Here is a 14,009-nt window from a genome sequence, read left to right as displayed (position 1 = left end):
GCCACTGCGCACGGGCGCTCCCGCTCCCTGAACACTGCCAACGAGGGTACTTTGCATGTCCCAAGAATTCGATTACATCATCGTCGGTGCCGGTTCGGCCGGTAACACCCTGGCCACCCGCCTGACCGAAGACGCCAACGTCTCGGTGCTGCTGCTGGAAGCAGGCGGCCCCGACTACCGCTTCGATTTCCGCACCCAGATGCCGGCGGCCCTGGCCTTCCCGCTGCAAGGCCGCCGCTACAACTGGGCCTACGAGACCGACCCTGAGCCACACATGGATGGCCGCCGCATGGAATGTGGCCGCGGCAAGGGCCTGGGTGGCTCCTCGCTGATCAACGGCATGTGCTACATCCGTGGTAACGCCATGGACTTCGACGGCTGGGCTGAACTGCCAGGCCTGGAAGACTGGACCTACCTCGACTGCCTTCCGTACTTCCGCAAGGCCGAAACCCGCGACATCGGCCCGAACGACTACCACGGTGGCGACGGCCCGGTCAGCGTTGCCACGCCAAAAGCCGGCAACAACCCACTGTTCCATGCCATGGTCGAAGCCGGTGTACAGGCCGGTTACCCACGCACCGAAGACCTCAACGGCTACCAGCAGGAAGGCTTCGGTCCGATGGACCGTTCGGTGACCAAGAACGGTCGTCGCTCCAGCACCGCCCGTGGCTACCTGGACCAGGCCAAGAAGCGCCCTAACCTGACCATCGTCACCCACGCCCTGAGCGATCGCGTGCTCTTCGAAGGCAAGCGCGCCGTGGGTGTGACCTATCTGGTCGGTGACAGCGAAGAGCGCGTCGAAGCCCGTGCCCGCAAGGAAGTCATCGTCAGCTCCGGCGCCATCGCTTCGCCGCAGCTGCTGCAGCGCTCCGGTGTTGGCCCGCGCGCCCTGCTGGAGAGCCTCGACATTCCGGTGGTCCACGACCTGCCGGGCGTCGGCGAGAACCTGCAGGACCACCTGGAACTGTATCTGCAGTACGCCTGCACCCAGCCGGTGTCGCTGTACCCATCGCTGCTGTGGTGGAACCAGCCGGCCATCGGTGCCGAGTGGCTGTTCAACGGCACCGGCATCGGCGCCAGCAACCAGTTCGAGGCCGGTGGTTTCATCCGCACCCGTCCTGAGTTCGAATGGCCGAACATCCAGTACCACTTCCTGCCGGTAGCGATCAATTACAACGGCTCCAACGGCGTGAAAGAACACGGCTTCCAGGCGCACATGGGTTCGATGCGTTCGCCAAGCCGTGGCCGTATCCAGGCCAAGTCAAAGGATCCGCGCCAGCACCCGAGCATCCTGTTCAACTACATGGCCACCGAACAGGACTGGCAAGAGTTCCGCGACGGCATCCGCCTGACCCGCGAGATCATGGCCCAGCCGGCGCTGGACCCGTATCGCGGTCGCGAAATCAGCCCGGGCGCACACGTGCAGACCGATGAAGAGCTGGACAAATTCATCCGCGAGCACGCCGAAACCGCGTTCCACCCGTCCTGCTCGTGCAAGATGGGCACCGACGACATGGCGGTGGTCGATGGCGAAGGCCGCGTGCATGGCATGCAAGGCCTGCGCGTTGTCGATGCGTCGATCATGCCGATCATCATCACCGGCAACCTCAACGCCACCACGATCATGATCGCCGAGAAAATCTCCGACAAGATCCGTGGCCGCAAGCCACTGCCACGCAGCACGGCCAAGTACTACAAGGCCAACGGTGCGCCGGTGAAGGGCAAGCCGATGCGTGAGGTGAAGCAGGCGTAATCCTGCACCGGCCTCTTCGCGGGCAAGCCCGCTCCCACAGGTACTGCACAAGTCTTCATGCCTGTGGTGAATCTGTGGGGGCGGGCTTGCCCGCGAAAGGGCCCGCATAGTCAGCACAACAAAAGGCACCCACCGCGGTGCCTTTTGTACATCTGCAGAAACGCTTTACATGCTGGCAATTCATCAGGTTAGAATCGATTGGCACGCGACTTGCCAGTCAAGTCATCTTTCTGCGATATCCCGGAGTACCTGCCTTTGGATGCCAGCACCATCAACAGCCTGTTCCTGATCGGCGCACTGCTGGTGGGCGCAAGTATCCTGGTCAGCTCTCTGTCGTCGCGCCTGGGCATCCCTATCCTGGTCATCATCCTCGCGGTCGGCATGGTCGCCGGTGTCGATGGTGGCGGCATCATTTTCAACAACTACCCGACCGCCTACCTGGTGGGCAACCTCGCGCTGGCCGTGATTCTGCTCGACGGCGGCCTGCGCACGCGGGTGGCGAGTTTCCGCGTGGCCCTGTGGCCAGCCTTGTCGCTGGCCACGGTGGGCGTGCTCATCACCACCGGCCTTACCGGCATGGTCGCTGCCTGGCTGTTCGACCTGAGCCTGATCCAGGGCCTGCTGATCGGCGCCATCGTCGGCTCTACCGACGCCGCGGCGGTGTTCTCGCTGCTCGGTGGCAAAGGCCTGAACGAACGGGTCACGGCAACGCTCGAGATCGAGTCGGGCAGCAACGACCCGATGGCGGTATTTCTCACCGTCACCCTGATCGACATGATCGCCAGCGGCCAGACCGGCCTGCACTGGAGCCTGCTGACCCACCTGCTGCGCGAGTTCGGCATCGGCGGCCTGCTGGGCCTGGGCGGCGGCTGGCTGATGCTGCAACTGGTCAACCGCATCAACCTGGCCGGCGGCCTGTACCCGATCCTGGTGGTCGCCGGCGGCCTGGTGGTGTTTTCGCTGACCAACGCCCTGCACGGCAGCGGCTTCCTTGCTGTCTACCTGTGCGGCCTGGTGCTGGGCAACAAGCCGATCCGCAGCCGCCACGGCATCCTGCACATGCTCGACGGCATGGCCTGGCTGGCGCAGATCGGCATGTTCCTGGTGCTGGGGCTGCTGGTCACCCCGCACGACCTGCTGCCCATCGCCCTGCCCGCCCTGGGCCTGGCGCTGTGGATGATCCTCTTCGCCCGCCCGCTGTCGGTGCTGGCCGCACTGCTGCCGTTCAAGGCGTTCCACGGCCGCGAAAAGGGCTTCATTTCCTGGGTTGGCCTGCGCGGCGCGGTACCGATCATCCTTGCGGTGTTCCCACTGATGGCGGGCCTGCCGGATGCGCAGTTGTTCTTCAACCTGGCGTTCTTCATCGTGCTGGTGTCGCTGCTGGTGCAAGGCACCAGCCTGCCGTGGATGGCCAAGCTGCTGAAGGTCACGGTGCCGCCAGATCCAGCGCCGATCTCGCGCTCGGCGCTGGAAGTGCACATCACCAGCGAATGGGAGCTGTTCGTCTACCGCCTGGGCGCTGAAAAATGGTGCATCGGCGCAGCCCTGCGCGAGCTGAAGATGCCCGAGGGCACGCGTATCGCCGCGCTGTTCCGTGGCGAGCAATTGCTGCACCCCTCGGGCAGTACCGTGCTGGAGGTCGGCGACATGCTTTGCGTAATCGGCCACGAGCACAACCTGCCCGCCCTGGGCAAACTGTTCAGCCAGGCGCCACAGCGCGGCCTGGACCTGCGCTTCTTCGGCGACTTTGTCCTCGAAGGCGATGCCGAACTCGGCGCGGTGGCAGCGCTTTATGGCCTGAAACTCGACGGCCTGGATGCGAAAATGCCGTTGGCGCAGTTCATCCGACAGAAGGTCGGAGGCGCTCCAGTCGTAGGCGACCAGGTCGAATGGCACAGCACGATCTGGACGGTCGCGACCATGGACGGGAACAAGATCCAGAAAGTGGGCGTCAGATTCCCCGAAGGAACCCGGCCCGGCCCGGGGCTGTTCCTCTAAACTCCGTTAGTGCCCTCTCGCAAGTAGTCTGCCTATGTCCCTGCGCGTGTATGCCCGCGCAGCCCTCCTCGGGCTGTGCCTTTCCCTGTCGTTCGCCGCTGTGGCGGCCGAGGTGCCGGCCGCTCCCGGTATTCAGAACAGCCTGGACAAGATTGCCGAGCGCAAGCTGCCGGAGCCCGAGCAGAAGGCGCTCCAGCAGGTCCTGGAACAGACCCTCACGCTGATCGCGAGCAAAGAGGATAGCGAGAAGAAACTCGCCGACCTCAAACAGCAGTTGGCCGGTGCCCCCCAGGAAACCCGCGACAGCCAGCGCGAACTGGCCAAGCTCAAGGACAGCAAGGTCACGCCCGTAGCCCAGCGCTATGCCAGCCTCAGCGTACCGCAGCTCGAGCAGATGCTCAGCGAGCGCAGCACCCAGCAGGGCGAGCTGCAAAAGGCGCTGTCCGAAGCCAACAGCCTGATCATCAACTCCCAGACCCGCCCCGAACGTGCCCAGGCCGAGATCAGCAACAACCAGACCCGCGCCCAGCAGATCAACAACGCGCTGAAGTCGGGCAAGGACAACGGCAAGGCAATTTCCGCCGACCAGCGCAACCAGCTCAATGCCGAACTGGCCTCGCTCAACGCCCTCACCCTGCTGCGCCGCCAGGAGCTGGCCGGCAACAGTCTGCTGCAGGACCTGGGCAACGCCCGCCACGACCTGCTGATCGAGCGTGCCGCACGCCTGGAGCAAGAGATCCAGGACCTGCAGACACTGATCAACGAGAAGCGCCTGGCACAGTCGCAACAGACCGTCACCCAGCAGTCGATCGAAGCGCAGAAAGCCGGCGGCAGCACCCTGCTGGCCAACGAGAGCGCCGCCAACCTCAAGCTCTCCGACTACCTGCTGCGCAGCACCGACCGCCTCAACGAACTCACCCAGCAGAACCTGCAGACCAAGCAGCAGCTCGACACCCTGACCCAGGCCGACCAGGCGCTGGACGAGCAGATCAACGTGCTCAAGGGCAGCCTGCTGCTGTCGAAGATCCTCTACAAGCAGAAGCAGGCGCTGCCGCACCTGAAGGTAGACCGCGACCTGGCCGACCAGATCGCCGATATCCGCCTGTACCAGTTCGAGGTCAACCAGCAGCGCGAGCAGATGAGCAGCCCGGTCAGCTACGTCGACAAGCTGCTGTCCACCCAGCCTGAGCAGGATGTCACCCCGCAACTGCGCAAGGCGCTGCTGGAAGTCGCCATCACCCGCAGCGACCTGCTCGAGCGCCTGAACCGCGAGCTTTCGGCATTGCTCAATGAGTCCATCACCCTGCAGCTCAACCAGAAGCAACTGCTGGGCACCGCGCAGAACCTGCGCACCACCCTCGATGAGCAGATGTTCTGGATCCCCAGCAACAAGCCGCTGGACTGGGACTGGCTGCGCTATGTGCCCGAGCGCTTCGCCGACCAGGTCGCCAGCCTGCCCTGGGGCTCGGGCATCAAGGAACTGGCCGACGGCCTGAGCCAGCGTCCGCTGCTGTTCCTGCCGCTGCTGCTGGTGATCGGCGCGCTGCTGTGGCGGCGCAAGTACCTGTACCAGCGCCTGGGCAAGGTGCACCAGGACATCGGCCACTTCCGTCGCGACAGCCAGTGGCACACGCCACAAGCGATCCTCATCAACATCCTCCTGGCCATGCCGGTAAGCCTGGGCCTGGCGCTGTGCAGCTACGCCTTGCAGATCGACGCCCGCGGCCAGAACGCCAACCTCGGCGCTGCGCTGTGGCAACTGGCCCAGGCCTGGCTGGTGTTCTACACCGCCTACCGCGTGCTGGCCCCCGGCGGCGTGGCCGAGGTGCACTTCCGCTGGCACAAGCCGCAGGTGGAGTTCCTGCGCGGTTGGGTACGCAGGCTCGGCACGGTGGTGCTGGCCCTGGTGGGTGTGGTCGCGGTGGCCGAGCACCAGCCTTCGGCGCTGGCCGACGACGTGCTGGGCATCGGCGTGGTGCTGGCGTGCTATGCGCTGATGGCCTGGCTGCTCAGCCGCCTGCTGCTGAGCAGCCCGGCGCACCGCGACACGTCGCTGTTCCGCAAGGCGGTCGGGGTAGCGTTCACCGCGCTGCCGATCGCACTGTTCGTCGCGGTGTGCTTCGGCTACTACTACACCGCACTGAAACTCACCGACCGCCTGATCTATACCCTCTACCTGCTGCTGTTCTGGCTGGTGATCGAGGCGGCGTTCGTCCGTGGCCTGTCGGTGGCGGCGCGACGCCTGGCCTACCAGCGCGCGTTGAGCAAGCGCGCGGCTGCCAAGGAAGGTCTGGACGGCGAAGTCATCATCGAGGAACCGACCCTGGACATCGAGCAGGTCAACCAGCAGTCCCTGCGCCTGATCCGCCTGGCCCTGCTCGGTGGCTTCATCGGTGGCTTGTACTGGGTATGGTCGGACCTGATCACCGTGTTCTCCTACCTCAACAACGTCACCCTGTACGAATACGCCAGCGGCACCGGCGCGGCGGCCAGCATGGTGCCGATCAGCCTCGGCGACCTGCTCGGTGCGCTGGTCATCGCCGGCATCACCATCGCCCTGGCCAGCAACCTGCCAGGCCTGCTGGAAGTGCTGGTGCTGTCGCGCCTGAGCCTGGCCCAGGGCAGTGCCTACGCGATCACCACGCTGCTGTCCTACGTGATCGTCGGGGTGGGCATCGTCAGCACCCTGGCCACCCTCGGGGTGAGCTGGGACAAGCTGCAGTGGCTGGTCGCCGCCCTGTCTCTGGGCCTGGGCTTCGGCATGCAGGAGATCTTCGCCAACTTCATCTCCGGCATCATGATCCTGTTCGAGCGCCCGGTGCGGATCGGCGACACCATCACCATCGGCAACCTGTCCGGCACGGTGAGCAAGATCCGCATTCGCGCCACGACCATCACCGACTTCGACCGCAAGGACATCATCGTCCCCAACAAGACGTTCATCACTGGCCAGTTGATCAACTGGTCGTTGACCGACACGGTTACCCGAGTGACGCTCAAGCTGGGCATCGACTACGGCTCCGACCTGGACCTGGTGCGCGACCTGCTGCTCAAGGGTGCCCACGAAAACCCACGTGTGCTCAAGGACCCTGAGCCGATCGTGTATTTCCTGCAGTTCGGCGAGAGCTCGCTGGATCACGAGCTGCGCATGCACGTGCGCGACCTGGGCGACCGCAACCCGACGCTGGACGAGATCAACCGCTACATCAACCGTGAGTTCAAGGCCCACGACATCAAGATCTCGGTGCGCCAGGTGGAGGTGTTCCTGATGGACACCAAGGGCGGCAAGCAGCAGATGATCCCGCTGGAGAGCAAACCCGACAGCACGCCACCGAGCTGAGTGGACGCTGATGGGTGCAAGCGCCCAGAATGCCTGCGAGGGCTTTGCCCTCGACCGCGGGGCAAGCCCGCTCCCACAGGAAACCGATTTCTGTAGGTACGGGCTTTGCCCCGCGCAGGGCCGCAAGGCGGCACCATGTCACCGATAGCCAGGAGCCGGCCACGTGAAAGCCCTCGACCAACTCACCTTCGATAACCGCTTCGCCCAACTCGGCGACACCTACTCCACCCAGGTGCTGCCCGAGCCGATTGCCGAGCCGCGCCTGGTGGTCGCCAGCGAATCGGCCATGGCCCTGCTCGACCTCGACCCAGCCCAGGCCGATGAGCCCGTGTTCGCCGAGCTGTTCAGCGGCCACAAGCTCTGGGAAGAAGCCGATCCACGGGCGATGGTCTATTCCGGCCATCAGTTCGGTTCGTACAACCCGCGCCTGGGTGACGGCCGCGGCCTGTTGCTGGGCGAAGTATTGAACGACGCGGGCGAGCACTGGGACCTGCACCTCAAGGGCGCCGGCCAGACCCCGTACTCGCGCATGGGCGACGGCCGCGCGGTGCTGCGTTCGTCGATCCGTGAGTTCCTCGCCTCAGAAGCGCTGCACGCCCTGGGCATTCCCAGCAGCCGGGCGCTATGCGTGGTCGGCTCGAGCACCCCGGTATGGCGCGAGACCCGCGAAAGCGCGGCCATGCTGCTGCGACTGGCGCAGAGCCATGTACGCTTCGGTCATTTCGAATACTTCTACTACACCCAGCAGCCCGAGCAACAACGCGTGCTGATCGATCACGTGCTCGATCAGCACTACCCCGGATGCCGCGACGCCGAGCAGCCGTACCTGGCGATGTTCCGCAGCATCGTCGAGCGCAACGCCGAGCTGATCGCGCGCTGGCAGGCCTATGGTTTCTGCCACGGGGTGATGAACACCGACAACATGTCGATCCTGGGCATCACCTTCGATTTCGGTCCCTACGCCTTTCTCGACGACTTCAACGCCAACTTCATCTGCAACCACTCCGACGATCGCGGCCGCTACAGCTACGCCAACCAGGTGCCGATCGCCCACTGGAACCTGAGCGCCCTGGCCCAGGCCCTGACCACGGTGATCGACGTGGAGGCGCTGAAGGAGACGCTCGGCCTGTTCCTGCCGCTGTACCAGGCCCATTACCTGGACTTGATGCGCCGCCGCCTCGGCCTGACCACCGCCGAAGACGACGACATGGCCCTGATCGAACGCCTGCTGCAGCGCATGCAGAGTGGCGGCGTGGACTACACCCTGTTCTTCCGCCGCCTTGGCGAGCAGCCAGTGGAACAGGCACTGAAAGTGGTCCGCGACGACTTCATCGACCTCGCCGGCTTCGACGCCTGGAGCGCCGACTACCTCGCACGCTGCCAGCGCGAAGCGGGCAACGCCGAAGGTCGGCGTGAGCGCATGCATGCGGTCAACCCGCTGTACATCCTGCGCAACTATCTGGCGCAGCGCGCCATCGAGGCGGCCGAAGGTGGGGACTACAGTGAAGTGCGACGGCTGCACCAGGTACTGTGCAAGCCATTCGAGGAACAGCCCGGGATGCAAGCCTATGCCGAGCGACCACCAGAGTGGGGCAAGCATCTGGAAATCAGCTGTTCTTCCTGAACAAAACCTGATCCTGTGACAGCGGGCTTGCCCACTGTCACAGGTTATATGTGAAGCCTATTGCGGAGAAAACATGTCCGACCCACTGGTAATCCCCTGCCCGCACTGCAACGGCCTCAACCGCCTGCCCAGCGAACGTCTGGGCGACAGCCCGAAATGCGGGCGCTGCAAGCAAACGGTATTGCTCGACAAGCCCTTCGAGCTCAGCGAAAGCACCTACGCCAGCCAGATAAAGGGCGACCTGCCTTTGCTGGTGGACGTCTGGGCCGACTGGTGCGGCCCGTGCAAGAGCTTTGCACCGACCTTCGAACAGGCGGCCCGCCAGCTCAGCGGCCGCTGCCGCCTGGCCAAGCTCGACAGCGAGGCCAACCGCAACCTCGCCGGGCAACTGGGCATCCGTTCGATCCCCAGCCTGATCCTGTTCAGGAACGGCCGCGAAGTCAGCCGCCAGGCGGGGGCGTTTCCACTCCAGTCGTTGCTGGAATGGGTGCGCAGCCAAGGGATCTAAGCGTTTTCTTCGAGCAGCGAGTGCAACTCGACGAACTGCTGCGTCAGCTTGTGCCGCGGCTCCAGGTGGATCAGCGGCAGGCTGGCGTGGTGGGATTCGCGCATCTTCACCGAGCTGCCCAGGTAGACCGGCAGCACCGGCAGGCCCTCGGCGAGCAGCTCGTCGAGCATCTGCTGAGGCAGGCTGGCACGTGACTGGAACTGGTTGACCACGATGCCCTCTACCTGGAGGTCTTCGTTGTGGTCGTCCTTGAGTTCCTCGATCTCGGCCAGCAGGCCGTACAGGGCCTGGCGCGAGAAGCTGTCGCAATCGAAGGGAATCAGCACACGATCTGCGGCGATCAACGCGGAAACCGCATAGAAGTTTAACGCTGGCGGGGTATCGATGTAGATCCGCTCGTAATCCTCGTCCAGCTCATCGAGCAATTTACGTAGCTTGTTGATCTTGTGCTTGGCCTCGAGCTTGGGCTGCAGGTCGGCCAGCTCGGCGGTGGCGGTGACCACGTGCAGGTTGTCAAAGGGCGTTTCATAGATATCGACCTTGTTCTTCTTGCTGAACGGCCCGCTGGACAGGCTCTGCTTGAAGAAATCGGCAATACCCATGGGGATGTCGTCACCCGTCAACCCAGTGAGGTACTGGGTCGAGTTGGCCTGGGCATCCAGGTCGATCAACAGGGTCCGGTAGCCTTCGTTGGCACTGACCGCCGCCAGGTTGCAGGCGATGCTCGACTTGCCCACGCCACCTTTCTGATTGAACACCACGCGCCGCATGACTGACCTCCGTGTATCAGGGAATGCCCGAGTATGTGTCCGGCGCAGCGGTTTAGCCAGCACCTTCGGGCTTTTCCAGGCCCGCCAGCAGGTCGACGAACGCCCGGGCCATCGCCGAGCCCGCGCCCTCGCGACGCACCAGCCAGACCGCACTGGTCGCCTGCTCGTCGAGCAGCGTGCGATACACCACGCCGTCGATGCGGATGCGCTGGAACGACGCAGGCAACACCGAAACCCCAAGGCCCGCCGAGACTAACCCGATGATGGTCAGCGCCTCACCGGCTTCCTGGGCGAAATGCGGGCTGAAGCCAGCCTGGCGTGCCAGGTCCATCAGTTGCGCATACAGACCGCTGCCGTAGCTGCGTGGGAAGAATACGAACGGCTCGTGGGCCAAGTCCCGCATATACAGGCCCTGCTCGCCGCCCAGCGCCAGCGGATGAGAGGCATTGAGCACCACGACCAACGGCTCGCGAAACAACTCGGTGACCGCCAACCCTTCCGGCACCGGTAGCGGCCGCATCAGGCCGACCTCGATGGATTCGTCGAACACCGCATCGACCACTTCACGGCTGCTCATCTCCTTGAGGTGCAGGTGCACTGCCGGGAAGCGCTGGCGGAAGGCGTGGATCGCCTGGGGAATCCTCGAGGTGAAGGGCGCCGACGAGGTGAAACCGATCTTCATCTCGCCCAGCTCGCCCAACTGTGCGCGACGTGCCACGTCGGCCGCCTTGTCGACTTGCGCCAGCACCTGGCGCGCCTCCTCGAGGAACAGTCGTCCGGCCTCGCTCAGCTCGACCCGACGATTGGTGCGCTCGAACAGACGCGCCCCCAGTTCCTGTTCCAGCGCCTGGATCTGCTGGCTCAGGGGCGGCTGGGAGATACCCAGTTGCTGGGCTGCACGGCCGAAGTGCAGTTCTTCGGCGACGGCGATGAAGTAACGCAGGTGACGCAGTTCCATGATCGGCTCCGAACGAGTCGCTAAAGCTATCAAATAGGTCGAACAATATATTGGATCTAATCATTAGCCAGCTATATGCTTTTTTCATTGCGCCAGAGGTATCACCCGTGAAAACTGCTGTAGCCCCCCTCCCCGCCGAACCCGAAGTGCTTCCCCTGAACGACTTGTGGATCGAAAAAGGCACCCCAGCCTTCATGAAAACCGTACTGGCGCTGTTCAGCGGCGGTTTCGCCACGTTCGCGCTGCTCTACTGCGTGCAACCGATGATGCCGCTGCTGTCGCAAGAGTTTTCGATCAACGCTGCGCAGAGCAGCCTGGTGCTGTCGGTGTCCACCGCCATGCTGGCGTTCGGGCTGCTGGTGACCGGGCCCATTTCCGATCGAATCGGGCGCAAACCGGTGATGGTCTCGGCCCTGGTGTGCGCTGCCCTGGCGACACTGGCCAGCGCAGTGATGCCAACCTGGGAAGGCGTGCTCGCCACCCGCGCACTGGTCGGCCTGTCGCTGAGCGGCCTAGCGGCGGTGGCCATGACCTACCTGAGCGAAGAAATCCACCCGCAGCACATCGGCCTGGCCATGGGCCTGTACATCGGTGGCAATGCGATCGGCGGGATGAGCGGGCGGCTGATCACCGGGGTGCTGATCGACTTCGTCAGTTGGCACACCGCGATGCTGGTGATCGGCGGCCTGGCGCTGCTGGCCGCGGTGGTGTTCTGGAAGGTGCTGCCGGAATCGCGCAACTTCCGCGCGCAGTCGCTGAAGCCGCGCAATCTGCTCGATGGCTTCCTCATGCACTTCAAGGATGCCGGCCTGCCCTGGCTGTTCCTCGAAGCTTTCCTGCTGATGGGCGCCTTCGTCACCCTGTTCAACTACATCGGCTATCGCCTGCTGGCCGAGCCCTATCACATGAACCAGGCACTGGTCGGCTTGCTGTCGGTGGTGTACCTGTCAGGCATCTACAGTTCGGCACAGGTCGGCGCGCTGGCTGACCGGCTGGGGCGTCGCAGGGTGTTCTGGGCGAGCATCCTGGTGATGGCCGCTGGCATGCTGATGACCCTGTTCACCCCATTGCCAGTGGTGATCGTCGGGATGCTGGTGTTCACCTTCGGCTTCTTCGGTGCCCATTCGGTGGCCAGCAGCTGGATTGGTCGACGCGCGCTCAAGGCCAAGGGGCAGGCCTCTTCACTGTACCTGTTCTGCTACTACGCGGGATCGAGTGTCGCCGGGACGGCGGGCGGGGTGTTCTGGCATTACGCCGGATGGAACGGCATCGGCCTGTTCATCGGTAGCCTGCTGGCGGTGGCGTTGCTGGTGGCGCTACACCTGAGCAAGCTGGCACCTAAATCGGTGTGAGGCATTCGCGGCGGTTCGGGGCGCAGAACCACCGCGAAACGGCGTTCGTCAGTTGACGATCTCGACGATGTCCACATCCACTTCACGGCTCATCAGGTGTTTCTCCACCTCGCCGGTCAGCTTGACCTTGGTCTTGTCGTTGAACGGGGTTACCGGCAGGTCTTCGTTGTCGATCTCGACGGTGATGGTGCCGGTGTTGTCCTTGAACTCGTACTTGTCGTCGTTGTTGATCTTCTTGGTCACATAGCCTTGCAGCACTACCGGGGTGTCATCGGCGGCCTCCTTGGCGGCAGCGACGGTGGTCACCGGCTGGGCGCCCGGACCCGTGTAGCCGGCAGCGAGGGCGGCGGTGCTGAACAGTGGGGCGAGGATCAGGGGCAGGTAACGGGCTTTCATGATGATCGGGTCCTGTTTGCGTTTTGATGGCTCTAGATTACCGACGATCGCTGAATTGAAGCTTAATGAAGCAAAACGCCCGGCACAGGGCCGGGCGTTTGCCGAGATAGCCGATTCTACTGATGATATTGCGCCGAGAACTCGTGCACGGCGTTGATGAACACACCGGCATGTTCCGGGTTCACCTCCGGCGTGATGCCATGACCCAGGTTGAACACATGGCCGCTGCCCTTGCCGTAGCTGGCCAGGATCCGCTGCACTTCGTTGCGGATCGCCTCGGGCTTGGCGTACAGCACGGTCGGGTCCATGTTGCCCTGCAGCGCAACCTTGTCACCGACGCGACGACGGGCGTCGCCGATCTCGCAGGTCCAGTCCAGGCCCAGTGCGTCGGCACCGGCCTCGGCGATGCTTTCCAGCCAAAGGCCGCCATTCTTGGTGAACAGGATGACCGGCACCTTGCGCCCTTCATGCTCGCGAATCAGACCGCTGACGATCTTGCGCATGTAGGCCAGGGAGAATTCCTGATAGGCCGCTGCCGACAGTGCACCGCCCCAGGTGTCGAAGATCTGCACCGCCTGAGCGCCGGCCTTGATCTGGCCATTGAGGTAGCTGGTGACCGACTGTGCCAGCTTGTCGAGCAGCAGGTGCATGGCCTCGGGCTGGTCGTAGAGCATCGCCTTGGTCTTGCGGAAGTCTTTCGACGACCCGCCTTCGACCATGTAGGTCGCCAGGGTCCAGGGGCTGCCGGAGAAGCCGATCAGTGGCACGCGCCCGTTGAGCTCACGGCGGATGGTGCTGACCGCGTCCATCACATAGCCCAGGTCCTTGTGCGGATCGGGAATCGGCAGCGCCTCGATATCGGCCAGGGTGCTGACGACCTTCTTGAAACGTGGGCCTTCGCCCGTCTCGAAGTACAGGCCCTGCCCCATGGCATCGGGGATGGTGAGGATGTCGGAGAAGAGGATTGCGGCGTCGAGCGGATAGCGGTCCAGCGGCTGGAGCGTCACCTCACAGGCGAACTGTGGGTTCATGCACAGGCTCATGAAGTCGCCGGCATTGGCGCGGCTGGCGCGGTACTCTGGCAGGTAGCGGCCGGCCTGGCGCATCATCCAGACTGGGGTCACGTCTACGGGTTGCTTGAGCAGTGCACGCAGGAAACGATCGTTCTTCAGGGCAGTCATGTCGGCATCCAGCAAAAAAGTGCGGGCATTTTCTCAGACGCCAGCGCAAAAGGCACGGCCAGGGCCATGCGTTTTGTCTATCGGGTGCCGTGGATCAAGGATTTTTGTATACAAAATGCATCGCGGGGC

General features: G+C 63.9%; 10 protein-coding genes. 6 read left to right on the top strand and 4 right to left on the bottom strand.

Annotated elements, in window-relative coordinates; translation table 11 throughout:
• Window positions 1-55: 55 nt before the first annotated feature.
• The 5 genes from betA to trxC all read left to right on the top strand — a co-directional run bounded on the left by betA (window position 56) and on the right by trxC (window position 9,223).
• Window positions 56-1,753: a choline dehydrogenase gene (gene betA, locus APH44_RS02965; protein WP_054891204.1), complete on the top strand. Its 1,698-nt coding sequence runs from the start codon at window positions 56-58 to the stop codon at window positions 1,751-1,753.
• A gap of 255 nt (window positions 1,754-2,008) precedes the next feature.
• On the top strand, window positions 2,009-3,751 hold the full coding sequence (locus tag APH44_RS02960; RefSeq protein WP_054891203.1) for a potassium/proton antiporter: 1,743 nt from the start codon (window positions 2,009-2,011) through the stop codon (window positions 3,749-3,751).
• Window positions 3,752-3,785: 34 nt separating this feature from the next.
• Entirely contained in the window at window positions 3,786-7,091 is a 3,306-nt protein-coding gene (gene mscK / locus APH44_RS02955; protein ID WP_054891202.1) for a mechanosensitive channel MscK, read from the top strand.
• Between the two features lie 163 nt (window positions 7,092-7,254).
• Complete coding sequence (gene selO, locus APH44_RS02950) at window positions 7,255-8,715, top strand: protein adenylyltransferase SelO (RefSeq protein WP_054891201.1); 1,461 nt, start codon at window positions 7,255-7,257, stop codon at window positions 8,713-8,715.
• A gap of 73 nt (window positions 8,716-8,788) precedes the next feature.
• On the top strand, window positions 8,789-9,223 hold the full coding sequence (gene trxC, locus APH44_RS02945) for a thioredoxin TrxC (protein WP_054891200.1): 435 nt from the start codon (window positions 8,789-8,791) through the stop codon (window positions 9,221-9,223).
• Here trxC and APH44_RS02940 read toward each other — a convergent pair.
• Both APH44_RS02940 and APH44_RS02935 read right to left on the bottom strand, forming a co-directional pair.
• Complete coding sequence (locus APH44_RS02940; RefSeq protein WP_054891199.1) at window positions 9,220-9,993, bottom strand: ParA family protein; 774 nt, start codon at window positions 9,991-9,993, stop codon at window positions 9,220-9,222. The two genes, trxC and APH44_RS02940, sit on opposite strands and share 4 nt — an antisense overlap.
• A 52-nt stretch (window positions 9,994-10,045) precedes the next feature.
• Window positions 10,046-10,951: a LysR family transcriptional regulator gene (locus APH44_RS02935; protein WP_054891198.1), complete on the bottom strand. Its 906-nt coding sequence runs from the start codon at window positions 10,949-10,951 to the stop codon at window positions 10,046-10,048.
• A gap of 194 nt (window positions 10,952-11,145) precedes the next feature.
• On the opposite strand from APH44_RS02935, the gene APH44_RS02930 reads away from it, so the two are divergent.
• Complete coding sequence (locus APH44_RS02930) at window positions 11,146-12,303, top strand: MFS transporter (protein WP_253781902.1); 1,158 nt, start codon at window positions 11,146-11,148, stop codon at window positions 12,301-12,303.
• A 48-nt stretch (window positions 12,304-12,351) separates the two neighbouring features.
• Here APH44_RS02930 and APH44_RS02925 read toward each other — a convergent pair whose 3' ends face one another.
• The gene (locus APH44_RS02925; RefSeq protein ID WP_054891196.1) at window positions 12,352-12,699 is read right to left on the bottom strand and encodes a YgiW/YdeI family stress tolerance OB fold protein; all 348 of its coding nucleotides are present in this window, start codon (window positions 12,697-12,699) and stop codon (window positions 12,352-12,354) included.
• Window positions 12,700-12,815: 116 nt separating this feature from the next.
• Complete coding sequence (gene hemE / locus APH44_RS02920; RefSeq protein WP_054891195.1) at window positions 12,816-13,880, bottom strand: uroporphyrinogen decarboxylase; 1,065 nt, start codon at window positions 13,878-13,880, stop codon at window positions 12,816-12,818.
• Between the last annotated feature and the right edge of the window lie 129 nt (window positions 13,881-14,009).

The sequence above is a fragment of the Pseudomonas sp. NBRC 111143 genome, from assembly GCF_001320965.1.
GTDB lineage: Bacteria > Pseudomonadota > Gammaproteobacteria > Pseudomonadales > Pseudomonadaceae > Aquipseudomonas > Aquipseudomonas machongensis.
This window is presented reverse-complemented; position numbering and strand designations above follow the sequence as displayed.